General features: G+C 59.3%; 23 protein-coding genes. 17 read left to right on the forward strand and 6 right to left on the reverse strand.

Translation table 11 applies throughout. The features are described from left to right. Window positions 1-11: 11 nt before the first annotated feature. Window positions 12-518, reverse strand: a complete 507-nt coding sequence (gene def / locus PSH79_RS00090) for a peptide deformylase (protein ID WP_187677249.1) — start codon at window positions 516-518, stop codon at window positions 12-14. A gap of 158 nt (window positions 519-676) precedes the next feature. On the opposite strand from def, the gene PSH79_RS00095 reads away from it, so the two are divergent. From PSH79_RS00095 to PSH79_RS00130, 8 genes are all read left to right on the forward strand, one after another. Then, window positions 677-1702: a LysM peptidoglycan-binding domain-containing protein gene (locus tag PSH79_RS00095; protein ID WP_305440631.1), complete on the forward strand. Its 1026-nt coding sequence runs from the start codon at window positions 677-679 to the stop codon at window positions 1700-1702. 80 nt (window positions 1703-1782) lie between these two features. Continuing rightward, window positions 1783-2883, forward strand: coding sequence for a DNA-processing protein DprA (gene dprA / locus PSH79_RS00100; protein WP_305440632.1), 1101 nt, complete (start codon window positions 1783-1785; stop codon window positions 2881-2883). Window positions 2884-2938: 55 nt separating this feature from the next. Then, window positions 2939-3496: an L-threonylcarbamoyladenylate synthase gene (locus PSH79_RS00105; RefSeq protein WP_305440633.1), complete on the forward strand. Its 558-nt coding sequence runs from the start codon at window positions 2939-2941 to the stop codon at window positions 3494-3496. Between the two features lie 272 nt (window positions 3497-3768). Then, window positions 3769-4437 (forward strand): hypothetical protein, encoded by a 669-nt coding sequence (locus PSH79_RS00110; RefSeq protein ID WP_305440634.1) that lies wholly within the window; start codon window positions 3769-3771, stop codon window positions 4435-4437. Continuing rightward, the gene (locus tag PSH79_RS00115) at window positions 4415-5149 is read left to right on the forward strand and encodes an iron-containing redox enzyme family protein (protein ID WP_305440635.1); all 735 of its coding nucleotides are present in this window, start codon (window positions 4415-4417) and stop codon (window positions 5147-5149) included. The genes PSH79_RS00110 and PSH79_RS00115 overlap by 23 nt, the downstream gene beginning before the upstream one ends. Before the next feature lie 42 nt (window positions 5150-5191). Continuing rightward, window positions 5192-6286: a DUF3419 family protein gene (locus PSH79_RS00120; protein WP_305440636.1), complete on the forward strand. Its 1095-nt coding sequence runs from the start codon at window positions 5192-5194 to the stop codon at window positions 6284-6286. Beyond that, the gene (locus tag PSH79_RS00125; RefSeq protein WP_305440637.1) at window positions 6283-7551 is read left to right on the forward strand and encodes an aminotransferase class I/II-fold pyridoxal phosphate-dependent enzyme; all 1269 of its coding nucleotides are present in this window, start codon (window positions 6283-6285) and stop codon (window positions 7549-7551) included. Before PSH79_RS00120 ends, PSH79_RS00125 begins: the two co-directional genes overlap by 4 nt. Next, complete coding sequence (locus tag PSH79_RS00130; RefSeq protein WP_305440638.1) at window positions 7508-8839, forward strand: phenylacetate--CoA ligase family protein; 1332 nt, start codon at window positions 7508-7510, stop codon at window positions 8837-8839. Before PSH79_RS00125 ends, PSH79_RS00130 begins: the two co-directional genes overlap by 44 nt. Window positions 8840-8846: 7 nt before the next feature. Here the strand turns inward: PSH79_RS00130 and PSH79_RS00135 are convergent, their stop codons facing one another. Continuing rightward, window positions 8847-9824: an NADPH:quinone reductase gene (locus PSH79_RS00135; RefSeq protein ID WP_305440639.1), complete on the reverse strand. Its 978-nt coding sequence runs from the start codon at window positions 9822-9824 to the stop codon at window positions 8847-8849. Between the two features lie 162 nt (window positions 9825-9986). Between PSH79_RS00135 and hemF the strand changes: the two genes are divergently transcribed. Then, window positions 9987-10901: an oxygen-dependent coproporphyrinogen oxidase gene (gene hemF / locus PSH79_RS00140; RefSeq protein ID WP_305440640.1), complete on the forward strand. Its 915-nt coding sequence runs from the start codon at window positions 9987-9989 to the stop codon at window positions 10899-10901. A 13-nt stretch (window positions 10902-10914) separates the two neighbouring features. Next, window positions 10915-11736 carry a shikimate dehydrogenase gene (gene aroE / locus PSH79_RS00145; protein ID WP_305440641.1) on the forward strand — a complete coding sequence of 274 codons (822 nt, stop codon included), beginning with the start codon at window positions 10915-10917 and terminating at the stop codon, window positions 11734-11736. A 116-nt stretch (window positions 11737-11852) separates the two neighbouring features. Here the strand turns inward: aroE and PSH79_RS00150 are convergent, their stop codons facing one another. From PSH79_RS00150 to betC, 3 genes are all read right to left on the reverse strand, one after another. After that, window positions 11853-13421, reverse strand: coding sequence for a SulP family inorganic anion transporter (locus tag PSH79_RS00150; RefSeq protein WP_305440643.1), 1569 nt, complete (start codon window positions 13419-13421; stop codon window positions 11853-11855). 204 nt (window positions 13422-13625) lie between these two features. Beyond that, window positions 13626-14546: a choline ABC transporter substrate-binding protein gene (gene choX, locus PSH79_RS00155; protein WP_305440644.1), complete on the reverse strand. Its 921-nt coding sequence runs from the start codon at window positions 14544-14546 to the stop codon at window positions 13626-13628. A gap of 16 nt (window positions 14547-14562) precedes the next feature. Continuing rightward, the gene (gene betC, locus PSH79_RS00160) at window positions 14563-16077 is read right to left on the reverse strand and encodes a choline-sulfatase (protein WP_305440645.1); all 1515 of its coding nucleotides are present in this window, start codon (window positions 16075-16077) and stop codon (window positions 14563-14565) included. Between the two features lie 114 nt (window positions 16078-16191). Between betC and PSH79_RS00165 the strand changes: the two genes are divergently transcribed. Next, a complete protein-coding gene (locus tag PSH79_RS00165; RefSeq protein WP_305440647.1) occupies window positions 16192-17142 on the forward strand; it encodes a LysR family transcriptional regulator in 951 nt (316 codons plus the stop codon). A gap of 4 nt (window positions 17143-17146) precedes the next feature. Here the strand turns inward: PSH79_RS00165 and PSH79_RS00170 are convergent, their stop codons facing one another. Further along, window positions 17147-17809, reverse strand: a complete 663-nt coding sequence (locus tag PSH79_RS00170; RefSeq protein WP_305440648.1) for an NAD(P)-dependent oxidoreductase — start codon at window positions 17807-17809, stop codon at window positions 17147-17149. A gap of 83 nt (window positions 17810-17892) precedes the next feature. On the opposite strand from PSH79_RS00170, the gene PSH79_RS00175 reads away from it, so the two are divergent. The 6 genes from PSH79_RS00175 to PSH79_RS00200 all read left to right on the forward strand — a co-directional run bounded on the left by PSH79_RS00175 (window position 17893) and on the right by PSH79_RS00200 (window position 25643). Further along, the gene (locus PSH79_RS00175) at window positions 17893-18219 is read left to right on the forward strand and encodes a DOPA 4,5-dioxygenase family protein (protein ID WP_305440649.1); all 327 of its coding nucleotides are present in this window, start codon (window positions 17893-17895) and stop codon (window positions 18217-18219) included. 390 nt (window positions 18220-18609) lie between these two features. Beyond that, the gene (locus tag PSH79_RS00180) at window positions 18610-19917 is read left to right on the forward strand and encodes a CitMHS family transporter (protein WP_095191089.1); all 1308 of its coding nucleotides are present in this window, start codon (window positions 18610-18612) and stop codon (window positions 19915-19917) included. Window positions 19918-20002: 85 nt separating this feature from the next. Continuing rightward, on the forward strand, window positions 20003-20770 hold the full coding sequence (locus tag PSH79_RS00185; RefSeq protein WP_305440650.1) for a TerC family protein: 768 nt from the start codon (window positions 20003-20005) through the stop codon (window positions 20768-20770). A gap of 440 nt (window positions 20771-21210) precedes the next feature. Continuing rightward, window positions 21211-22869, forward strand: coding sequence for a Na/Pi cotransporter family protein (locus PSH79_RS00190; RefSeq protein WP_123536895.1), 1659 nt, complete (start codon window positions 21211-21213; stop codon window positions 22867-22869). Window positions 22870-23044: 175 nt separating this feature from the next. Then, window positions 23045-24436, forward strand: a complete 1392-nt coding sequence (locus tag PSH79_RS00195; protein WP_305440653.1) for a pitrilysin family protein — start codon at window positions 23045-23047, stop codon at window positions 24434-24436. Window positions 24437-24614: 178 nt separating this feature from the next. Beyond that, the gene (locus tag PSH79_RS00200; protein WP_305440654.1) at window positions 24615-25643 is read left to right on the forward strand and encodes a DUF5924 family protein; all 1029 of its coding nucleotides are present in this window, start codon (window positions 24615-24617) and stop codon (window positions 25641-25643) included. Window positions 25644-25686 lie beyond the last annotated feature (43 nt).

Here is a 25686-nt window from a genome sequence, read left to right on the forward strand (position 1 = left end):
GAAGGAGGGCATCAAGCGTTCTGGCGATGCAGCTTTTCCAGTTTCTTCTTGATCCGGTCGCGTTTGAGCGTGGACAGGTAATCGACGAACAATTTGCCATTGAGGTGGTCGCATTCGTGCTGGATGCACACCGCGAGCAGGCCTTCGGCGATCAGTTCATAGGGCTTGCCGTCGCGGTCCAGCGCCTTGATCTTGACCTTCTGCGGGCGGTCGACGTTTTCGTAGAAACCCGGCACCGAGAGGCAGCCTTCCTGGTACTGATCCATTTCGTCAGTCAGCGATTCGAACTCGGGGTTGATGAACACCCGTGGCTCGGTGCGGTCTTCGGAAAGGTCCATCACGACGATACGTTTGTGCACGTTGACCTGGGTCGCGGCGAGGCCGATGCCCGGCGCTTCATACATTGTTTCAAACATGTCATCGACCAACTGACGCACTTCGGCGTCCACTACAGCCACAGGCTTGGCGATAGTACGCAGACGCGGGTCCGGAAATTCGAGGATGTTTAAAATGGCCATAGGCTGATTGCTGCACGTATTGAGTAAAGTCGGGTCGATGGCCTGGCAGGTCCGAAGATGCAGGCTACCGTTGTGAAGCGTAGCTTCTACAAATTCAGAAGCGAGCCACGAGGGCTCTGACGATTCACGCGAGCGCACATGATAAAGGGATTCACTGCATGAGGAAAACACTACTCGCCCTGCTGTTGCTGGCTTCGGCTGGCGCGGCACACGGGCAAGTGCAACTCAGGGATGGTTTTCCACAGCAATACACGGTGGTTTCGGGGGACACCCTCTGGGACATTTCCGGTAAATACCTGCGCGAGCCCTGGCAGTGGCCACAACTGTGGCGGGCCAATCCGCAGATCGAGAACCCCAACCTGATCTATCCCGGCGACACGCTGACGCTCAGTTACGTCAACGGCCAGCCGCGCCTGACCCTCAATCGCGGCGAGTCGCGCGGCACCATCAAGCTCTCGCCACGCATCCGTACCAGCCCGGTGGCTGAGGCGATTCCGAGTATTCCGCTGAAATCGATCAACAGCTTTCTGCTGAGCAACCGCATCGTCGACAAGGTCGAGGACTTCGACAAGGCGCCGTACATCGTTGCCGGTGACGCGGAACGCGTGCTCAGCGGCACTGGCGACCGGATCTTTGCCCGTGGCCATTTCGATCCGAATCAACCGGTCTACGGGATCTTCCGTCAGGGCAAGGTCTACACCGATCCGCAAACCAAGGAATTTCTGGGGATCAACGCCGACGACATTGGCGGCGGTGAGATTGTGGCCACCGAAGGCGACGTCGCCACCCTCGCCCTTCAACGCACCACTCAGGAAGTGCGCCTCGGCGACCGCTTGTTCTGTGGCGAAGAGCGTTCGATCAACTCGACCTTCATGCCCAGTGCTCCGACCACCGACATCAATGGCCTGATCATCGATGTCCCACGCGGTGTCACGCAGATCGGTGCGATGGACGTGGTCACATTGAACAAGGGCAAACGCGATGGTCTGGCCGAAGGCAATGTGTTGGTGGTGATGAAAACCGGTGAAACCGTGCGCGACCGGGTGACCGGCCAACCACTTAAAATCCCCGACGAACGGGCCGGTTTGCTGATGGTGTTCCGCACGTACGACAAACTCAGCTACGGCTTGGTCCTCAACGCTTCACGCTCGCTGGCGGTGCTCGACAAGGTGCGAAATCCGTAAGCGTGCTTAACAAGTTACCAACAGAGTTATCCACAGCTTGTTCCGAAGGGTTCGGAGCTTATAACGATCAAGGATGATCCATGACGCTGTCTGTCTATACGCCGGTTTCCCCTGCGGAACTGGAAGCGCGCCTGCGCCTGCATCGCTTGCCGGACATCGGTCCGAAGCGGTTTTTCAAATTGCTCGAAGCCTTTGGCTCGGCATCCAAAGCCATCAGTGCGCCAGCCAGTGCCTGGCGCTCGCTGGGTTTGCCGGCGGCCTGTGCCGAAGCGCGGCGTTGTCCCGATGTGCGCGACGGCGCCAGCCATGCAATGCGCTGGCTAGAGCGGCCAGGTCAGCATTTGTTGATGTGGGATCAGCCGGATTATCCAGCGCTGTTGGCGCAGATACCTGATCCCCCACCGCTGTTATTCGTTGCAGGCGATCCGCAGATTCTCGAGAGGCCGCAGCTGGCGATGGTCGGCAGCCGTCGCGCTTCACGTCCGGGGATGGACACTGCCGCAGCCTTCTCCCGCAGCCTCGCGGGGGCCGGTTTCGTCATCACCAGCGGCCTGGCGCTGGGGATTGATGCGGCTGCGCATCAGGCGGCACTGGATGTCGGCGGTCAAACAGTAGGTGTGCTCGGCACCGGTCTGGAAAACTTTTATCCACAGCGTAATCGGCGGCTGGCCGACGCGATGATTGCCTCCGGCAGTACGGTGCTTTCGGAGTTTCCGCTGGATGCCGGCCCCACCGCGAGCAACTTCCCGCGACGCAACCGGATCATCAGCGGTTTATCCCTTGGCGTGCTGGTGGTCGAGGCCAGTGTCGCCAGTGGTTCGCTCATCACTGCACGGCTGGCGGCGGAACAAGGGCGCGAGGTGTATGCGATCCCTGGCTCGATCCATCATCCCGGTGCGCGCGGTTGTCACCAGTTGATTCGCGACGGCGCAGTGTTGGTGGAAACCATCGAACACATTCTCGAAGCCCTGCGTGGCTGGCAGCAGGTGCCATTATCCACAGGCACACCGCAAGCCGATCATCCATTACTTGCCCTGCTCCACGCTGCGCCGCATACCAGTGAAGCCTTGGCCGACAGTTGCGGCTGGGCGTTGCCCAAAGTGCTGGCGGCGCTGACCGAGCTGGAAATGGACGGCCGTGCGGTGTGCGAAAACGGCCGCTGGTTTGCGCGTGTGAGCTAGGTTTTACAAGGAAGATCGGTAAACTGCGCGAAACCTGTTTGTGGAGAGTTTTTTCATGGTCAACAGTTGGCGTGTGCAACAAGCCGCACGAGAGATTCGCGCCGGGGCGGTGATTGCCTATCCAACCGAAGCCGTCTGGGGGCTGGGTTGCGACCCGTGGAACGAAGAAGCCGTGGATCGATTGCTGGCGATCAAGAATCGTTCGGTAGACAAGGGCCTGATTCTGGTCGCCGACAACATTCGCCAGTTCGACTTCCTGTTCGAAGACTTCCCGCAGGAGTGGATCGACCGTATGGCCAGCACCTGGCCGGGACCAAATACCTGGCTGGTGCCGCATCAGAATCTGCTGCCGGAGTGGGTCACCGGGGTGCATGACACGGTGGCGCTGCGCGTCAGCGATCATCCTCAGGTGCGTGACTTGTGCTCGATGGTCGGGCCGTTGATTTCGACCTCAGCCAATCCACAAGGCCGGCCGGCAGCGCGCACGCGGTTACGGGTCGAGCAGTATTTTCGCGGGCAGATTGATGTGGTGCTGGGCGGGCAACTGGGTGGGCGCAAGAACCCCAGCGTCATCCGGGATCTGGCCTCTGGCAACGTTATTCGTCCCGACTGACGTCACTTCTGACTTCATGTATTGAGTACTTCTCGGCTTTTATGGCGAGAAGTACTACGTGTGCCTGCGATTTATCCTTCAAACAACTATCAATTTACAACACCCTGCTGTTTGTATTTTTCCTTTGTGTGTCAGACCAGTCGGTAAGTATTCAGTTTCAGTAACTTTTCCCACGTAATTATCAGAAGTCGCGCAGTGGCGATATTTCTAAAAGCATCCATCATTTCAATGCGCTCAGAAAACTTTGATAAGTTAACGTCTGCGGAGAAGGAATGGACACTACGGATTTACAACTAACGGATTATCTGCAGGCACTTCAGGCAACATTCAAAAGTCGCCATGAAGATTGCCGGATCGTTATTCTTGAAGCGGGATCAGATACGCGCGAATTCGAACGGTTTATTGGTCGTCAATTTCGTCTTCGACTGCAACATTACATGCTGACATCCAGAGCCAGATTGCTTGAAACGAGGCTGGCGGCGACGGCGCGAAGTACCCACTTTCTGCTGTATCAACACGAGCAACTGGTGGCGGTATTAAGAGTGACGCCATCGCCTTTCGAATGGGCCTCACTGGCGCACCAGCATGTGTCTCCCACCGTGGTGCTGTCGCGCCACGTCGAGTTCAGCCGGTTGATCACTCTCTCGCGAGGCCACCTGGCTGTTCCGATCAACAGCCTGCTGGCGGCAGCCACCGAGTGGGCGATCAGGCATGGATATCAGGGTGTCACCGCCCTCTGCCGATCGCCACAACGGCGACTGTTCCAGCGATTCGGCCTGACCCCTATTACCTCCGATCCCCTTCATATCGAACAACGCGCTCGCGGCGACTACTGGCTGTTGTCAGCGCAATGGCAGCAAATCCTTGCAGCCGTTGAACAACCTGATCACCCCTCCTTCAACACCCCGGAGAACCACGATGAATACGCACATCAGTTTTGAACAACAGTTGATCCTGCTTGATAAACGTATCGAACAATCGTGGGCCGATATTCTGGATAATTCGCGGTTGGTAAACGCCATACGCGAGGGCAGTGTTTCCAAGGCGTTATATGCGATCTACATGATAGAAACCTTTCACTACACAGCCCACAATGCGCGAAATCAGGGGTTGGTGGGTGTGCGCCATGCCGATAACCCGGTTTATGCAAAGTTCTGTTTTGAACATGCAGCGCAAGAGGTCGGTCATGAAAAAATGGCGCTGCATGATGTCATGAGTCTTGGCCTGAAAAATGAAAAGTTCGAGATTCCGTCCGCGCTTCCGGCAACCGAAGTACTGATTGCTTACTTGTACTGGATTTCCTTCACCGGTAATCCGTTACAACGATTGGGGTACAGTTATTGGGCAGAAAATGCCTATCAATTCATCACCCCGTTGATCAATAACCTGAGCGAAACCCTGGCGCTAAAACCGGCTCAGTTGACGTTCTTCGTTGCGCATTCCGACATCGATGTCGAGCACTTCAATGAAATCAAACTCATCCTGCAGCGTACTTGCAAAAATGAGCACGACTGGGATGCCGTTGCCAATGTAATGGAAACCAGCTTGCGGCTGACCGGCAACATGCTGGAAGCCGTTTATGAGCAGTATGAGGCTTGGCAAAACGGCCATGCGTCCCGTTATGACTTCCTCCATGCCCTGGATAACTCATGAACACTTCACGTCGAGTGTCAGAACCGAGGGAAGGAGGCAGGCATGTCTGACTATTTCCAGCGGTTGAATTATGCGCTGGGGGATGAAGACACAGCGCTCGAATACGCAATCCTCCCCAAGCACGCCAGACACGTGGTGGGTATCGCCGGGAGTGGCGGGCGGCTTTTACCGTTGTTGGCCCGCAGTCCGGCGCGTATGACCTGCACCGATATCAGCGCGCCGCAACTGGCATTTACCCGGCTGCGATTCGCCTTGCTGGAACAGACCGATCACGAGTCGTTCATGGCATTCATGGGTTACCGGACAGACAGTTCGACCAAGCGACGCCAGTCCATATTTCGGCATCTGGATTTGCCGCAGGCCGATCGACACTGGTTGACCGAGTTGTTCCAGTCCCGCCACTGGCAAGCGCCGATCTACATGGGAGCCTTCGAGCAGACCCTGCAGCGATTGGCGAAGGTCAACCGACTGTTTACCGGCAAGGCAGGTCGTGAAATTTTTCACTGCCGCGACCTTGGCGAGCAAATCGAGTATTACCAGACCCGCTTTCCCTTCAAACGCTGGAAGGCTGTGATCGCGCTGTTGGGCAACGCAGCGGTACTCAATTCCCTGCTCTACAAAGGCTCGTTCCCGCCCAACAACCTGGGCATCAGTTCCCGCGCGGCATACCTGGAAATTTTTCACGCCTTGTTCACCGCTCAGGTGGTGCGCGAGAGCTTCTTTCTGCAAATGCTGTTTTTCGGTGAGCTGCGTTACCCGGAAGGTTTTCCGCTGGAGTGCGCGCCGAAGATTTTCAAGCGTGCCCGTGAGGCGCTTCAACAGTGCGAGCTGCGGGTGGTACAGGCCGACATTCTCGACTGCGTTGCCACGCTCACGGAGGTCGACTTCGTCTCGCTCTCGGACGTCCCTTCTTTCATGCCCGAAGCTGACGGCGCGAGTGTCTTGCAGCGGTTACGCCCGTCCCTGGCCGAAGAGGCGCTGACGGTCATGCGTGGCCATTTGCACGTCGTCCAGCCCGATTGTGCAGGCTTCGGCGATATCACCGCCGACTACCCGAAAGCGATTGCACGAGAAAGAACCCAGCTCTGGCGTGTGCAGGTCTATCGCCGGACATCATCTTTGCAGGTATCTCGATGAGCACTCAGCAACCCACCGTCAATTGGCTCAAAAACCGTGTTCGGCAGGCGCGTGAAGATCAGCAACAGTTGTTCGATGCCGGGCTCAACGGCCTGAAGCTGGCACAACGCGAAGGCAAGGAGATCGAGTTGAGCAGCGGCGAGCGTCTCACCGAGTTTCTCTCATGCTCCTATCTGGGGCTTGAGTGCGATCCCCGCCTGATTCGAGGTGCCGTGGACACCGTCGAAACCTTCGGCGTGCAGTTCGCCGCTGCACGAACCCGGGCACTGTTGCCGCCAATGCGTGAACTCGATGAACAGTTGAGCCGGATATTCCAGGGGTACGCGGTCACCTTCAACTCGGTGGGCAGTGCACATCTGGGCTGTCTGCCGTTACTGGGATCCGGCGAATTGCCGTCCTATCCGTTGCGCCGTGGCCCGGGCTGGATCGTCGACCGGGCGGCCCACGCTTCAATGCAAGTGCTGCAAGGGATTCTTTGGCAGTTCGGCCCTGTACAGCGTTGCGATTGCAGGGATATGGAGCAAGTCGAGCAGGCGTGTTCGGCGGCAGTAGCGGCTGGTAATACACCGATCATCCTGACCGACAGCATTGGCTCGATGCGCGGCGTGTATCCGATCAATCGACTGTTGCAACTGGCGGAGCGCTTTGAAGGGTATCTGTATGCGGATGACGCCCACGGCACTTCGATCCACGGTGTGGCGGGGGGTGGTTATGCCCTTGCCACTGGCGATGAGCGCTTGCGTGAACGCTTGATCCTTCTGTCCTCGCTGTCCAAGGCGTTTGGGGCTACCGGCGGGGCGATCACCGTGCGCACGGCGGACGATGCCGAGATGATACGGCGCCATGCATCGACCTATACGTTCGGTGGGCCACTGTCGATGGGCGGGGTTGGCGCGGCAGTCGCCTCCGGAAAAATCCATCTTTCGCCGCAGCTGGGCGAGCTGCAAGCGGCCCTGTGGCGAAATGTAGCCCTGATCGACGGTTTGCTCGGACCGGTTCTGGGCAACCATGAAGTCGCGTCGCCCATTCGCTTCGTGCGGGTCGGTGCCGAGCGTGACGCGATCAGTCTGGCGCTGCACCTGCGGCGGCAAGCGATTGCCGTCACCACCGCTTTGTTTCCGGTGGTGGCCAAAGGCGAGGCGATTCTGCGTCTTGCGATCAGCGCCAATCATAGTCAGGCCCAGTTGGCGTGCCTGGCCAATGCCGTCAAGGGCGGTTTCGATGAGTTGGGTATTCGTCAAAGAGGAAGTGGCGATGGTCGATGATCCGATGAGTCATGCAAACCAGGCTTTTATGCGCAAATTGGCCCATGCACGGTCACTGCCGTGGTTCTGTGCGTTGTGTCCGCAGATCCTGCACGTGCAGAGCCCGGAGGATTTGCATCGGCTGCCGATTCAAGCCGTCGAGGACGAGCACGGTGGTGTGCTGTTCTCCGTGCTTGGTGAGGCTTCGCATCGTGCACCGGGTGGCGGACTGACCCTGACGTCGGGAGGCAGCACCGGTAACCGCAAACACATCACCCATTCCTGGGCATTCAACGCCAGTATCGTGCTGCTGGGGGCGCGGATGTTTGGGGGCGCGAACGAACGTCCAGCTGTTGTCGTTAACTGCCTGACTGCCGGTGAAATGCAAGGCGCTTTTCAGTATGCCGCGGCCATCGTCCAGCACATCGGTGCACGGTTGTTGCCCGCCGGATCGGTGATGGGCTTTACGCGGGTTGCCGAGCTGATTCAGGCCCAAGCGGCCGATGCGCTGATTTGCACGCCCTCCTTCGCGGCGGCGCTGTTCAACCATGACGATATCGATGCCACACAGTTGGCCAGTCTGAGATGGCTCTATTACATCGGGGAACCCTGCAGCAAACCGCTGCGCGAGCAATTGGCTCGGGACTGGCCTGAAATCAGAGTTCGATCGCTGGGCTACAGCTCGACGGAGACCGGCCCCATCGGCTTTCAGTGCGCACACCTGGAGCATGGTTTTTATCATCTGCACGCCGATGCGATGCTGACCGAAGTCGTTGACCCATTGACCCTGCAAGCAGTAGCTGAAGGCGAAAGCGGGGAGTTTCTGCTGACGTCGCTACTGCCCGATCATGTGCCGCTGTTGCGTTATCGGATTGGTGATCGTGGGCGAGTTCTGCTTCAGGAATCGAATTGCGCGTGTGGCAGCAACTTGCCGGTGCTGGAACTGCGGGGGCGGGTCGAAACGTCGATCAAACTGGGTGGCGCGATCATTACGCAGCGACAGGTCATGAGCGTACTCGCCCAAGCGTTGCCCGACCTGAACGCTAACGATGTTCAGGTACAAATCAATCGACAGGCCAACGGGGCACGAATGCGTCTGGTCATGGCTCAGGACAAACTGCCAGCCAGTGCAGAAGCCGCCATCGAACAGGCGTTGCATAACGAAGCGCAAGCGAGCGCTTTGCTCAGGCTGCCCGGAGTACTGGGATTGAGGGTGCAGCGTCTTGCCCGCAGCGGTTTCGAAACAACCTCCGCCGGCAAGACGCCGTTTTTTTTTGAGGTGGACGCTGCCCCGGATTCACCGGAGTAGCCTGGTATCACGGCAACAGGATGGTGGATCCGGTGGTGCGTCGCGCCGACAGTTCGGTTTGCGCCTTCGCCGCATCAGCCAGCGGATAACGCTGGCTGACATCCACCTTCAACTTGCCCCTGATGATCATCTCGAACAGTTCATCGGCCATTCGCTGCAGGTTCTCGGCATTGTTGGCATAAGTCGCCAGTGTCGGCCGGGTTACATAGAGCGAGCCCTTGGCGGCAAGAATGCCCAGGTTCACCCCGTCCACCGCGCCGGAAGCATTACCGAAGCTCACGACCAGGCCGCGTGGCGACACGCTGTCGAGGGACGTCAGCCAGGTGTCCTTGCCGACGCCGTCATAGACCACCGGGACTTTCTTGCCGTCAGTCAGTTCGAGCACGCGCTGTGCAACGTTTTCATGGCTGTAATCGATCGTCGCCCAAGCGCCGTTGGCCTTGGCCAGTTCGGCTTTTTCCTTGGAACTGACGGTGCCGATCAGCTTCACGCCCAGTGCCTTGGCCCATTGGCAGGCCAGCGACCCGACGCCCCCGGCAGCGGCGTGGAACAGAATGGTTTCGCCACCCTTGAGCTCATAAGTCTGGCGCAGCAGGTACTGCACGGTCAGACCCTTTAGCATCACCCCGGCAGCCGTCTCGAAGCTGATTTCGTCCGGCAGATGCACCAGATTGGCTTCAGGCAAAATGTGCAATTCGCTATAGGCGCCCAACGGGCCGCTGCCATAGGCCACGCGATCACCGACTTTAAATCGGGTGACGTCGCTGCCAACGGCGTCAACGATGCCCGCACCTTCTGCGCCCAGACCAGACGGCAGCGCCGGCGGTGCATAGAGGCCGCTGCGGTAGTAGGTATCGATGAAGTTCAGGCCGATCGCCTTGTTGGCCACCCGCACCTGTTGCGGGCCGGGGGCGGGGGGCTGGTAGTCAACATATTCGAGTACTTCGGGGCCGCCGTGGGCGCGGAACTGGATACGCTTTGCCATCTGCCTGCTCTCCTTGGGTCTTTTGTAAGCCCCCTATCCAACTCCCATGCTTGATCTTCGTCAACTGCGGCGCGCTGGTCTGCGGTGGTATGCTACGCGCCCATTTGCGCCGCCCCCCGCCTGCGGGGCGCCGCGTAGTGATGCCCCGATCAAGGTGAAGCCATGACGACCCGCACCGACGCCGTAAAGGCCTATCTGCTCGACCTGCAAGACCGCATCTGCACCGCACTCGAAAACGAGGACGGCGGCACGCGCTTCGTCGAAGACGCCTGGGCCCGGCCGGCCGGCGGTGGCGGTCGCACCCGCGTGATCGAGAACGGCACGCTGATCGAAAAGGGCGGCGTCAACTTTTCCCACGTCTTCGGCAGCGGTCTGCCACCGTCAGCCAGCGCCCATCGGCCGGAACTGGCTGGTCGCGGTTTCGAAGCGCTCGGGGTGTCGCTGGTGATCCATCCGCACAACCCGCACGTACCAACGTCTCACGCCAATGTGCGCTTTTTCATCGCCGAGAAGGAAGGTGAAGAGCCCGTCTGGTGGTTCGGCGGCGGCTTTGACCTGACCCCGTATTACGGCAATGAAGCAGATTGCATCCACTGGCACCGCATTGCCGAACAGGCCTGCGCGCCTTTCGGGGCAGACGTTTATCCGCGCTACAAGGCCTGGTGCGACACCTACTTCCACATCAAGCATCGCCACGAACCACGCGGCATCGGCGGCCTGTTCTTTGATGACCTGAACGAGTGGGACTTCGACACCAGCTTCGCCTTCATGCGGGCGATTGGCGACGCTTACATCGATGCCTATTTGCCGATCGTGCAGCGCCGCAAGAACGATGCCTTCACGGCTCAGCAGCGCGAGTTCCAGGAATTCCGTCGTGGCCGTTACGTCGAGTTCAATCTGGTCTACGACCGTGGCACCTTGTTCGGTCTGCAGTCGGGCGGGCGTACCGAGTCGATCCTGATGTCGCTGCCGCCGCAAGTGCGCTGGGGTTACGACTGGAAAGCCGAGCCTGGCAGCGAAGAAGCACGCCTGACCGAGTACTTCCTGCAAGACCGCGACTGGCTGGCCCAGGCCTGAACGAGGAGTTGTGATGGATCGTTACGTTGTTTTCGGTAACCCGATCGGCCATAGCAAGTCGCCGATGATTCACAAACTGTTTGCCGAACAAACCGGGCAGAGTCTCGACTACAGCACCCTGCTGGCGCCGCTCGACGACTTCACCGGCTGCGCCACGGCGTTTTTCCAGCAAGGTCGCGGCGCCAACGTCACCGTGCCGTTCAAAGAAGATGCCTATCGCCTGGCCAACAGCCTGACCGCCCGCGCACAGCGTGCCGGTGCAGTGAATACCTTGAGCAAACTGGCCGATGGTTTGCTGCTCGGTGACAACACCGACGGCGCCGGGCTGGTGCGCGATCTTACGGTGAATGCCGGGTTCAACCTGACCGGCAAGCGCATTCTGCTGCTCGGCGCCGGTGGCGCGGTGCGTGGAGCGTTGGAGCCTTTGCTGGCAGAGAAACCGGCCTCGGTGATCATCGCCAATCGCACGGTGGACAAGGCCGAACTGCTGGCCGAATTGTTCTGCGATCTTGGGCCGGTGTCGGCCAGTGGTTTCGACTGGTTGCGCGAGCCGGTGGACGTGATCATCAACGCCACTTCCGCCAGCCTTACCGGCGAAGTGCCGCCGATTGCGCCAAGCCTGATCGAGCCGGGCAAAACCCTGTGCTACGACATGATGTACGGCAAGGAGCCGACCGCGTTCTGCCGCTGGGCCACCGAGCATGGCGCGGCGGTGTCGATGGATGGCTTGGGGATGTTGGCTGAGCAGGCGGCTGAGGCGTTCTTCCTGTGGCGTGGCGTGCGCCCTGATACCGCACCGGTACTCGCCGAGCTACGCCGCCAGTTGGCCCAATAAATAGCCATGTGGGAGCGAGCCTGCTCGCGAAAGCGGTCTGTCTGACACATCAATGTTGGATGTGCCGCAGTCTTCGCGAGCAGGCTCGCTCCCACAAGGATTACCTCGATCGCCAATCAATCCTCAAACCGGATCGGACATTTCTCCGCCCCTTCCAGCTTCCGCAACTCTTCCACCACTTGCGGCCGCGCCCCACGCAAGGTCAGGCTGCGATCCTGGCGCAACAAGCGCCGCGCTTCCTGATGCAGCATTTCCACCCCCGAATAGTCGATGAAGTTGATCTGCTGCGCCTCGATCACCACCCGGGCGCCGTGCATGCGCTGCAAACGCACTTGCAGGTAATGGCTGGCGCCGAAGAAGATCGAGCCGCCGACCCGCAACACGTCGTCTTCGCCATCACGCCAATGCTGCACACGCGGTTGCGAGGTGCGTTTGAGGTAGAAGAACAGCGACGCCAACACCCCGGCGTAGATCGCCGTCTGCAATTCCAGTAAAAGCGTGGCGAGACAGGTCAGCGCCATGACCACGAACTCGGCGCGGCTGACCCGCAGCAACGCGCGAATGCCGCGATGATCCACCAGCCCCCAGGCAATCAACAAAATGCTCCCAGCCATGGCCGGGATCGGAATGTGCGCAATCAGCCCGGCACCAAAAATCGCGAAAAGCGCGACCCAGATCGCCGAAAACACCCCAGCTAGCGGTGAACACGCGCCTGCCTCGTAACTCAGGCCCGAGCGAGTAAACGAACCGGCCGACAACGACCCGGAAAAAAACGCGCCGACAATATTCGACAAGCCCTGCGCGCGGACTTCCTGATTGGCATCGAGCAACTGCTGCGAACGCGCGGCAATCGAACGAGCAATCGACAGGCTGGTGACCAGCCCGAGCATGCCCACCGCCACCGCACTGGGCAGCAGGCGCAGGATCAAATCCAGATCCAGTGGCAACCTGCTGAATGGCGGCAAGCGCCCGACAAATGCGCTGACCAGATGCACATGGCCGAACATCGCCGGCCACAGCCAAACCAGCAGGCTCGCCAGTACCAGCGTGATCAGCAGCGTCGGCCAGCGTGGCAGCAACTGTTTCAGCACCACGCCAACCACGACCGTGGCAACGCCGAGCAGCACGGAGGGTTTATCCACAGCCCCAAGGTGCTGCAACAGATCCATAAAACTGTCCAGCGCTGTGGCTTTTGCCGGCAGATCCAGGCCCAACAGATTGGGTAACTGCCCAATGGCAATGACCACCGCTGCGCCCAAGGTGAAACCGAGCACCACCGAATGCGAGACGAAATTCACCAACGCGCCAAAGCGCAGCAAACCGAGCAGCCATTGAAAAATCCCGGCGAGAAAGGTCAGCAGCAGGATCAGGGTGATGTAGTCCTGCGACGCCGGGACGGCCAGCGGGCTGACGCTGGCGTAGAGCACGATCGAAATCGCCGCCGTCGGCCCGCAGATCAGATGCCACGACGAACCCCACAGGCAGGCGATCAATACCGGGATGATCGCGGCATAGAGGCCGTATTCAGGTGGGAGACCGGCGATCAGCGCGTAGGCAATCGACTGGGGTAACGCGAGAATCGCACCGCTGAGGCCGACGATCAGGTCCCGTCCGACGCTGGCGCGGGTTTGCCGGGGGAGCCAGGTCAGGAAAGGGAAAAGTGAGCGGCGACTGGGGAAAGCCATGGGGCCTCGCGGTTATGGTTTTGGGCAAGGTTATCAGTACCACCCGATAATTGTGGCGAGGGGATTTATCCCCGATCGGCTGCGCAGCAGTCGTGAAACCATTATTCGCTGTGGATCTGACATGCCGTGTGCACAGGTTTTGGGACCGCTTCGCGGCCCATCGGGGGATAAATCCCCTCACCACAATCGGTGGGCGGTACTGGATCAGAGCTTCGCTTTTACTGCCGCCAACGCATCTTTTCCATCCACGGTTTTGACCCCATCCAGCCACTTGTCCAACACTGCCGGATTCGCCTTGATCCACGCCTTCGCCGCCTCGGCATTGCTGACCTTCTTGTTCACCACCTCGGCCATGATGCTGTTCTCCATCTCCTGAGTGAACGAAAGATTGGTCAACAATTTACCCACGTTCGGACACGCCTCGGCGTAGCCCTTGCGGGTCAGGGTGAAGACGCTACCGGTATCGCCAAAGTACTTCTCGCCGCCCTTGAGGTAATGCATTTTCAACTGCACGTTCATCGGGTGCGGCGTCCAGCCAAGGAAGGTGACGAACTTCTGCTTCTTCACTGCCCGCGAGACTTCGGCAAGCATCGCCTGTTCACTGGATTCGATCAGCTTCCACTGGCCGAGGTCGAAGTCATTTTTCTTGATGATCTCTTGCAACGAGATGTTGGCAGGCGCACCGGAGCCAATCCCGTAGATTTTCTTCTCGAACTTGTCGGCGTATTTGTTCAGGTCGGCAAAGTTATGCACACCCGCGTCCCACACGTAATCGGGCACGGCCAGGGTGAATTCGGTGCCGTCGAGGTTCTTCGCCAGTTGCGTAACGTCACCGGTGGCGACGAACTTGTCATAGAAACCTTGCTGCGCCGGCATCCAGTTGCCGAGGAACACATCCACTTGGCCGTCCTTCAACCCGCCGAAGGTGATCGGCACGGCGAGGGTGTCGACCTTGGCCTTGTAGCCCATGCCGTCCAGCAGAAACCCGGTAATGGCGTTGGTCGCGGCGATGTCGCTCCAGCCGGGGTCGGCCATCTTCACCGTTTCGCAGCTTTGTTCGGCAAATGCCGAGGCGCTGCCCAGAGCCAGCAGGCTGACTGTCAGTACTGTGGATAACTTTCGCATGGACTTCCCCTTAACATTATTGGTTTTGGCAGGGTTGTGGATAACGGGCCTTGCGTTCCAGATCGTCGAGATCGATGTGGTTGCGCATGTACTGCTGACTGGCGTCCACCAGTGGCTGGTGATCCCAGCTCTTCAGCTTGCCGATGGTCAACGCATCGGCAACAAAACGACGACGGCGCTGGCTGGCGAGCACTTCCCGGTGGATCGCCGGAATGTCCCACTTGGCTCGTGCCTCGGCGAGAAAATCGTCGAACAGTTGGCGATGCTGCGGCGATTGGCTGAGTTCTTCCAGTTCGCGCGGGTCGTTGTCTACGTCGAAGAGTAGGCAAGGGTCGCTTTCACTGTAGATAAATTTGTACGCACCGCGACGGATCATCATCAGCGGACTGATCGTGCCTTCGGCCATGTATTCGCCGAACACTTCGTCGTGCCCGCCCTGCCCTTGCAGATGCGATACCAGCGACCGACCGTCCAGCGGCAGCCCCGGTTCCAGGGTGCCGCCGGCCAGTTCAACGAAGGTCGGCAACAGGTCGGCGGTCGATACGGCGGCGCTGACGCGGCCCGCATTGAACTGGCCAGGAGCACTTATCAACAGGGGCACGCGAGCCGCCATCTCGTACCAGTGCATTTTGTACCAGAGGCCTTTCTCGCCCAGCATGTCGCCGTGGTCTCCCGAGAAGACGATGATGGTGTCGTCGATCAGCCCGGTTTCTTCGAGGGTTTGCAGAAGTTTGCCGACGTTGGCATCGATATAGCTGCACGCGCCGAAGTAGGCGCGGCGTGCATCGCGAATCTTATCCACAGGCAGTGGCTTGTCCCACAGGTCGTAGACCTTGAGCAGACGTTGCGAGTGTGGATCGAGGGAATGCTGGTCCGGCGTTGCAGGCAACGGGATTTCGCCATCGTCGTACAAATCCCAGAACGCCTTGGGGATCGTGTACGGGTCGTGTGGGTGAGTCATCGATACGGTCAGGCAGAACGGCTGGTCGCCGTCCTCGCGGATGTGGTCGAACAGGTATTGCTGCGCCTTGAACACCACCTCTTCGTCGAAGTCGAGCTGGTTGGTGCGCACGCATGGCCCGGCTTGCAGCACCGAGGACATGTTGTGATACCAGGTCGGCCGCACATCCGGCTCATCCCAGTTCACCGCCCAGCCATAGTCGGCCGGATAGATGTCGCTGGTCAGACGTTCTTCGTAGCCGTGCAACTGATCCGGGCCGCAGAAATGCATCTTGCCTGACAGTGCAGTGCGATAGCCGAGACGGCGCAGATAGTGGGCGTAGGTCGGAACATCGGCAGGGAAATCGGCGGCGTTGTCGTAGGCGCCGATCTTGCTCGGCAACTGGCCGCTGACCAGGGTGAAACGCGACGGTGCGCATAACGGGCTGTTGCAGTAGGCGGCATCGAATACCACGCCTTGGGCGGCGAGGCGCGAAAGATTCGGCAGTTTGATCGGCGAGGGGCCGTAGACAGGCAACATTGGCGCGGCCATCTGATCGGCCATGATGAAAAGAATATTCTTGCGCTTCATGTGATCGCGGCATTCCATAGTGAATATTTATGCGACATTGCTGCGATTGAGCATGGAGTCCATGCTCTAACCGGTAAAGCCCGCGCAGGGCAATGACTAGGATAAGCACAGCTTATGTATGAAGCTCTTGGTGATCTGTCGCTCGACCTGCTGCGCGCCTTTGAAGCGGCGGCTCGGCATCGCAGCTTCACTGCCGCAGCGGTAGAGCTGGGCACCACGCAACCGGCGATCAGCCAGCAGATCAAACGGCTGGAAGATCAGCTCGGCACGCGGCTGTTTGACCGTATCTATCGCGGTATCGAATTGACCGAGGTCGGCACGATCCTTTTCGAACAGGTTCAGCTCGGTTTGCAGAATATAGATGCCGGATTGAGCGCGATCAGCGCACAACAGCAACACGAAGTGCTGCAAGTCGCCACCGACTTCGCCTTTGCTGCCTACTGGCTGATGCCGCGTTTGCACCGCTTCCACGAAGCCAATCCCCAGGTTGATGTCAGCCTGGTGACCAGCGAACGCAACCACAACATGCTGCGTACGGATATCGATGTGGCGATCCTGTTTGGCGACGGGCGTTTCAAACAGGGTGAAAGCCATTGGTTGTTCAGCGAGGAAGTGTTTCCAGTTTGCAGCCCGCAGTTGCTCAAGGAGCGGGCCCTGCCCTTGCCGGCGCAATCGCTGCTGGAGTTTCCGTTACTGCACCTGCGCGGTGAAAACAGCAGCAACTGGTTCGACTGGAGCGGTCTGTTCCGCGAGCTGGGCATCAGCACTCCACCAGCGCCGGGGCAGTTGCGTTTCGACAATTACACGCTGTTGATTCAAGCGGCGATTGGCGGCCAAGGCGTGGCTATTGGCTGGCGCCACCTTGTGGATAACTTGCTGACTCAGGGGTTGCTGTGCCGGCCGATTGCCGAAACCACCCTGTCGCGGCTGGGTTACTGCGTGGTGCTGCCCCAGCGCAAACGTCGCGGCGCGTTGATTCAACAGTTCGTCGATTGGTTGATGGCAGAGCAGGCCGGCAGCGCTGAGTCGCTAGCCGGACTGACCCTCCCATCGATTGCCGTTTAAATATTCATTCGGTCGTCGCGACAAAATTCACATGCTGGCCCACATGCAGATTCAGCCGCAGCTCATCGGCAATCCCCACCGCCACACGATTCAGGCGCTCCAGCGGTTCGGCCAGACCCGGCTCGAGATTGCCGCCGACCTGGCTGAAATGCTCGATCGTCAATCCAGCCACGCCGTGGGGCGCATTGACCAGCGTCCAGTGCAGCGGGCTGCTTTGCAGGGCTTCGCGGATTTCTTCGGCGGCGTGACGTTGCAGGCGATCCTCCAGCTCCGGCTCGTCGAGCACGGCAAAATCACCCACCAGAAACAGCCGCGCGACATTGGCCAATTGCAGGCCATCGACCAGCGCGTCCACGGCCAGTACCTGTTCGACCGGCCCCAGTACAACGGACTTTTCCACGTGATCACTGCTGAACGGCAAACCCGGCGCATCCAACAGGCAGATCACCGCCGAACTCCCCGCTACGCTTTGATTGACCCGTTCGATATCAAACAGATCACCGCTTTTGGTGCGCAAACCCGGACGTGGCGCGAGCGCCGTGAGGTCGTCGAGAATGGCGATGACTTCGTGCTGTCGGCGCAGCAACTCAGCCATCAACGCGCCGCCCAGGCTACTCATGGCACCATAGAGCACCACTTTTACCACCGGGGTTTCGGCATTTTTCATGGCTGATCCCTTTTGTTTTCCCTTGTAAGGCGTGTGACATACGCGCAACGCCGAGGGTTCGAACCGATTGGCGAGGCTTTCAGATGCAAGCAATCAAGGGCTACCACGCCCATGTCTATTTCGATGCCGACACGATTGATCAGGCGCGAGCCTTGTGCGAGCAAGCTGCGCAGTTGTTCCCAGTGAAAATGGGCCGAGTCCACGAACGCCCGGTCGGCCCGCACCCGGACTGGAGTTGCCAGTTGGCCTTCGGTCCGGAGCTGATCAGCGACGTGCTGCCGTGGCTGGCACTCAATCGCAAGGGGTTGGTGGTGTTTCTGCATCCAGACACTGGCAATGACTTGCTCGACCACACCGAGCATGCGATCTGGATGGGCGCATTGCGACCGCTGAATCTGGCTGTTTTTTGATCACCAGCGCTTGGTCGTGACCGTGGGCGATACGCGCCGAACTGAAAGCGTATGTGTCCACAATCCCCTGGGTTTACGCTCCCCTTCCCGTTTTCATTGTCTCCAGCCGCTTCCGACGGCCGGTTGACCGTTCATTCAAAGCTTTCATCAGCGAAAGCTAGCTGAAAGGTTGCCCCATTAGGATCGCCCTACTTCCGGCAACAGACCGGTTGGCCAACGCGTGTGATTGCTCGCCCGCCCGGCCCAATTAACAACAACAATGGTGATTCTGATGTCCTCTGTAGCCCGCCTCCGCGCTGTCACTCCGCCCGTACGTCTCGTGCTTCCCGTTCTGCGCTGATCCCCACGATCTGCTCAATCAACTAGCCGCGCTACGCCTGGAGTATTCCCATGCTGACTTTCCTTGGCTTCGCCATGGTCATCACGTTCATGTTCCTGATCATGACCAAGCGCCTGTCCGCGCTGATCGCTTTGATCATCATCCCGATCCTGTTTGCCCTGTTCGGTGGTTTCGCGCCGAAGATCGGCCCGATGATGCTCGAAGGCATCACCAAGCTTGCGCCAACTGGCGTGATGCTGATGTTCGCCATTCTCTACTTCGCCCTGATGATCGACTCCGGCCTGTTCGACCCGGCCGTGCGCAAGATCCTCAAGCTGGTCAAAGGCGACCCGTTGAAAGTTTCGGTCGGTACCGCCGTACTGGCGCTCGTCGTTTCCCTCGATGGTGACGGCGCGACCACTTACATGATCTGCGTGGCCGCCATGCTGCCGCTGTACAGCCGTATCGGCATGAGCCCGCGAATCATGGCCGGTCTGATCATCCTCGCCGGTGGCGTGATGAACATGACGCCGTGGGGCGGCCCGACGGCCCGTGCCGCCAGTGCGCTGCACGTCGACCCTTCGGACATCTTCGTGCCGATGATCCCGGCCATGGCCGCCGGTGTGGTGGCGATCCTGATCATTGCTTACTTCTACGGCAAGCGTGAACGTGCACGTCTGGGTGAGTTGCACCTGGTGGGCGACGATATCGATCACAGCGAAATCAGCGTCTCGCAGTTCCCGGATGCCCGTCGTCCTAAATTGATCTGGTTCAACGGCGCGCTGACCTTCGGCCTCATGTGCACCTTGATCGCCGGCCTGTTGCCGCTGCCGGTGTTGTTCATGGTGGCGTTCAGTATTGCAATGATCGTCAACTATCCTTGCCTGCAAATGCAGAAGGATCGCGTCGCGGCTCACGCCGGTAGCGTGCTGGCGGTGGTCGGGCTGATCTTTGCGGCGGGTATCTTCACCGGTATCCTGTCGGGCACCGGCATGGTCGATGCGATGTCGAAGAGCCTGTTGGCGGTGATCCCTGATTTCCTTGGCCCGTACCTGGCCGTGATCACGGCGCTGGTGAGCATGCCGTTCACCTTCTTCATGTCCAACGATGCGTTCTACTATGGCGTGTTGCCGGTGTTGGCCGAGGCTGCCAGCCACTACGGGATCACCGCGGTGGAAATGGCTCGTGCCTCGATCGTCGGTCAACCCGTCCACTTGCTGAGCCCGTTGGTGCCATCGACCTATCTGTTGGTGGCTCTGGCCGGTATTGATTTTGGTGACCACCAGCGTTTCACCCTGAAATGGGCGATCCTGGTTTGTATCTGCATTCTGATTGCTGCGCTGCTGTTGGGGACTTTCCCGGTGTTCAGCACTCTATAAGCCCAAGACTCACCGTTGCGGGTCCTGGCTTCGCGGTTTGAAGCCCGGACCTTTTTCGGTTTAACAATCGCTCAAAGGAATACACATGGAATGGCTGACCAACCCTGAAATCTGGGTTGCCTTCTTTACCCTGACCGCCCTGGAAATCGTCCTCGGCATCGATAACATCATCATGATTTCGATCCTGGTCAGCCGCATGCCTAAACACATGCAGCAGCGCACCCGGATCTTCGGTCTTGGCCTGGCCATGGTCACGCGAATCCTGTTGCTGCTGTCGATCACTTGGGTCATGCGTCTCACTGCCGACTTGTTCGAAGTGTTCGGCCAGGGCATCTCCGGTCGTGACCTGATTCTGTTCTTCGGTGGTCTGTTCCTGCTGTGGAAGAGCTCGCAAGAGATGTACCACGCGCTGGAAGGCGAAGACGAAAGCGACGAAACCCCGGGTGGCAAGGGCGGCAACTTCCTCTACACCATCATTCAGATCGCGATCATCGACATCGTCTTCTCGCTGGACTCGGTAATCACCGCCGTGGGTATGGTTTCCCACGTTCCGGTCATGGTTGCGGCGATTGTTGTGGCAGTGCTGGTGATGATGCTGGCGTCGGGCAAGATCAGCGAATTCATCGACAAACACCCGTCGCTGAAAATGCTCGCGCTGTCGTTCCTGCTGGTGGTCGGTACCGTACTGATTGCCGAATCGTTCGACGTGCATGTACCGAAAGGCTACGTCTACTTCGCCATGGCATTCTCGCTGGCCGTTGAAGCGATCAACATCAAACTGCGCGGCGCGATGGCCAAGAAGAGACAGCAGCAGGATCCGGTGAAACTGCGCAAGGATATTCCGGGGCAGTAATCCGGTAGTCCAGCGACAATACAAAACCTGTGGGAGCTGGCTTGCCAGCGATCGCGCAGTGTCAGCGACATCAATGTCTGCTGAACGGACGCAATCGCTGGCAAGCCAGACTCCCACAGGTTTTTTCATGCACCGATAAATCTGCGTCAATGCACAAAACCTGTAGGCCTTCGCCTGCTCGCGATAGCGGTCTGCCAGTCGGCAACAATTTTGAAGCTGATGGCCCTATCGCGAGCAGGCTCACTCCTACAGGGGATCGTGTTGATTTCAGATGAGGCGGATGAACCGCTTTTCATGACACTTTTGTTTCAATCAGCACTTTAGCTGTGCAATGCTGGCGCCCAGACCGTTAGCCAACTACAGCTTAAGTATCAGAACGTAGAAACCGCGCGGTACCGTCAACTTGCCTCTCTGGGGCGCTGCTATTACAGGGGGTCTGCATGCTCACCCTGCTCAATCTTCTTTCTGCCGTCGCCCTGCTGATCTGGGGCACGCACATCGTCCGAACCGGCATCCTGCGGGTGTACGGCACCAATCTGCGCCATGTGATCGGCCAGAACATGTCCAAGCGCTGGCTCGCGTTCGTCGCCGGTATCGTCGTGACCGCGATGGTGCAGAGCAGCAACGCCACCGCCATGCTCGTCACCTCCTTCGTCGGCCAAGGCCTGATGGCGCTGACCCCGGCGCTGGCGACCATGCTCGGTGCCGACGTCGGTACGGCGCTAATGGCGCGGGTGCTGACGTTCGATTTGTCGTGGCTGTCGCCATTGCTGATTTTTCTCGGGGTGATTTTCTTTCTGTCGCGTAAACAGACGCGGCTCGGGCAGATGGGCCGGGTCAGCATCGGTTTGGGGCTGATCATTCTCGCGCTGCAATTGATCGTCGAAGCGGCTGCACCGATCACCCACGCCCAAGGCGTGAAAGTGATTTTTGCTTCTCTGACTGGCGACATCCTCCTCGACGCCCTGGTCGGCGCATTGTTCGCGATGATTTCTTATTCCAGCCTTGCCGCCGTGTTGCTCACCGCGACGCTGGCCGGGGCTGCGGTGATCAGTTTGCCGGTGGCGATCGGTCTGGTGATCGGTGCGAATATCGGCAGCGGCATTCTGGCGTTCATGAGCACCAGCATGCAGAACGCTGCGGGCCGGCAAGTGGCGCTGGGCAGTCTGTTGTACAAGCTGATCGGCCTCTTGTTGATCATCCCGGTGCTCGATCCGCTGGTGCACTGGATCGACAGCCTCGATTTCAGCCCGCAGGAAATGGTCATCGGCTTCCATCTGCTCTACAACACTGCGCGCTGCCTGATCCTGCTGCCGAGTGTCGGGCCGATGGCACGGCTATGTGCCTGGTTGCTGCCGGAACGGCCGGAGGTCAACGGCACGGCCAAACCCCGTCATCTCGACGCGACCGCGCTGGTCACGCCCAGCCTGGCCTTGGCCAATGCCGCGCGGGAAACCCTGCGCGTGGGCGATCTGCTCGACAACATGCTCGACGCCACTCTCGACGTGCTGCGTGGCAAGCAAACCGCCGTCACCCAGGAAATCCGTCGGCTGACCGATGACATCGAGTCGCTGTGCAGCGCGATCAAGCTGTATCTGGCACAGATGCCCCGCGAGGACCTCGGCGAGCACGATAGCCGGCGCTGGGCGGAGATCATCGAACTGGTGATCAACCTGAAACTGGCCAGTGATCTGATCGAACGCATGCTGCGCAAGATTCAGCAGCAGAAGACTTCGCAGCGTCGTTCGTTTTCCGAAGAGGGGCTGGAGGATTTGGCCGTCCTGCATCAGCAACTCATCGCCAACCTGCGGTTGGGCCTGTCGGTATTTCTCAGCGGCGACCGCGAAAGCGCTAGGCAGTTGTTGCGCGAGAAACGGCGCTTTCGTGCACAGGAACGGCGTTTGGCCCATGCGCATGTCAGCCGTTTGCAACGCAAGATCGTGCAGAGTATTGAAACCAGTTCGCTGCATCTGGAGTTGATTGCAGACATGAGACGGCTCAATTCGCTGTTTTGCGGCAGCGCGTATGTGGTGTTGGAAACGGCGGATACCGGGGCGCTGGCGGCGGATGATATGAGCGACATTACGCATTCGCCTTGAACGTCTGGGGCTGGGGTCAGTCAGTAACTCAGAGTTCGGCCTCAAAGGCCCCATCGCTGGCAAGCCAGCTCCCACAGGGTTTAAGGCGTTCACAAAACCTGTGGGAGCTGGCTTGCCAGTGATGGGGTCCTGACTGACGACACGGATCTCCAAATCAGCCGTATGGAAGCCTGTTATGCGTTGCCTGTTGTTCGCCTGTCTGTTGCTCGGTTCACTCCCCTCTTTTGCCCTGGATCGTTTTCAGGTCGAAGGCTATGCGTTGCCCAACGGTTTGCAGTTGCTCCTCAAGCCCGGCACCGAACGCGGGCATGTGGCGATCCGGCTGGTGGTGGGCGTCGGCCTCGACGACTTTGACTGTGACGACAAAGAGCTGCCGCATCTGCTTGAGCATCTGCTGTTCAGCGGCATCGACGCCACGGGAGAAGGCGGCCTCGAAGAACGCATGCAGGCGCTCGGTGGCGAGTGGAACGCCTTCACCAGCAACGCCGACACCACGTTCGTCATCGAAGCCCCGGCCAAGAACCAGCGCAAGGTGCTCGACCTGCTGCTCGATCTGCTGACCCAGACCCGCATCGACGACAACGCAATCAACGCCGCCAAACGTGTGGTCGAGCGTGAGGACGGCGGTCACTACACCAAGCTGCAACGCTTTCTCGACCGTCAGGATCTTGGCCATACCGCGAGCAACCAACTGGCGGTCGAACTGGGCCTGAAATGTCCGCAACGCGCGGAGGTCGAGCACCTGACCCAAGAGCAACTGGATAAGGTGCGCAAGGCCTGGTACGCGCCGAACAACATGAGCCTGATCGTCGTCGGCGAACTCGACAAATTGCTGCCGGCCTATCTGGAACGCGCTTGGGGCGCGCTTGACGCGGTCGAACCGAGCGAACATCGCCCACTGCCGGACATCCGCTCCAGCGCTGCCCACGAACGCACCCTCACCCGTGGTTTTATCGGCGACAGCGCCAAGCTGCACTGGCTGGTGCCGGAGCCGGTGCTGGACGATCAGTACGACCAGACCTTCGACATCCTCAAGGACTACCTCGACTGGGCGCTGTATCGACAGATACGCCTGAACCACGGTTTGTCTTATGGGCCGTGGGCCGAGCGCGAAGTGTTTGGTGGTGTCGGCTTCATGAGCCTGAATGCTGATCTGGATCGCGATGACGTTGACGAAGCCATCCAGGTGCTGGAAACCCTCAAGGCTGATCTGCTGAAAAACGGCCTCGATCCGGACACCTTTGCCCGCATCAAACAAGCCGCCATCGCCCATCAGGCCTGGGCGGTGCAAGGCAACAGCGCGCTGGCCGATTACTACTGGAGCGCGTTGGGTGACTATGAGGACGGCCGCTTCGCCAACCCTGCGCGGGAGCTGCATGGTGTGACGCTGGAAGCGGCGAACAAGGCCATGCGTGAGTTGTTGCTGCAACCGGGGTATCTGCGGATCGAGAAGCCATTGATCAGTGATGATCAGGTGTTGTGGCTGAGTGCGGGTGCGGTGGGTGTGTTGCTGCTGATCCTGATTGGCTGGCGCCTGCGTCGCCGCCGAAAACCCGCCGAACGCTGACCCTGTAGGCGTGAGCCTGCTCGCGATAGCGGTGTATCAGCCGCAGAAATAGTGACTGAAGGACCGCTATCGCGAGCAGGCTCACTCCAACAGGGGGATGTGTTGGTTTTAAGTGACCATCAGCCCCGCCGGCGGTACTCTGTCGACGTTTTTCCCTTCGACTGTTGTGAATCGCCAAATGCCAAAAATACCCCAGATAATCCAGCGCGTTCTCGAACTGATGAAGCGCTATCCCGGGGTCATTGCGCTTGGTGGTTTCATCTCCGGGGTCGGCAGTTTCATCCTGGTCGACCGGCAACAGGGCCTGGCGAGCTGGATCACCACGATCATGCTGCTGAGCTGGATCTGGCTGATGCTGGAAAACAGCCTGACCAAGCTGTTCACGCGGATTTTCAAACGGGAAATTCCCCAGCCGCTGCTGCGTTACGCAACGCAGATGATCCATCAGGAAAGCCTGTTTTTTGTCCTGCCGTTCTTCTTCATCACCACGACGTGGAACAGCGGCCAATTATTCTTCACCGGGCTGTTGAGCATCGCCGCACTGATTTCGGTGATCGATCCGCTCTACTACAAATGGCTGGCGCCGCGACGCTGGGCGTTTCTCGCGCTGCACACCCTGACCCTGTTCGCCGCCCTGCTCACCGCGTTGCCGGTGATCATGCACCTGACCACTTCGCAGAGCTTCAAATGGGCGCTGGGCATCGCAGTCGTGTTGTCGTTCCCGAGCCTGGCCTCGATCTTCCCCATCCGCACGCTGCGCAACGCGTTGGCGATTCTCTGCATTACGGTGGGGATTGGCGGCGTCGGCTGGGTGCTGCGTTCTTGGGTGCCGCCGGCGACGCTGTGGATGACCGACGTGGCAATCAGCACGCAATTGCAGGATCGCACCCCCGGCGCCAGCCTCGACGAAGTCAGTGCCGAGCAGATCCGCAACGGCGGGCTCTACGCCTACACCGCGATCAACGCGCCGCGCGGCCTCGATGAGCGGATTTATCACGTCTGGCAGTTCAACGGCAAAGAGGTCGATCGCATCGCCCTCGATATCCATGGCGGGCGCAAGGAAGGCTACCGGGCGTGGACGCACAAGCAGAATTTCCCAGGCAATCCGGCGGGCAAGTGGCAGGTTCGGGTGCTGACCGAGGATGGCCAGTTGATCGGCGTACTGCGTTTTGAAGTGAAGGACAGCACAGCGGTCAAAGAAAAGTAGTCAGGTTCGTGCTATTACGTATGCCAGCGTAAACAGCCGAAAA

This window comes from Pseudomonas sp. FP2196, assembly GCF_030687715.1.
Lineage (GTDB): Bacteria > Pseudomonadota > Gammaproteobacteria > Pseudomonadales > Pseudomonadaceae > Aquipseudomonas.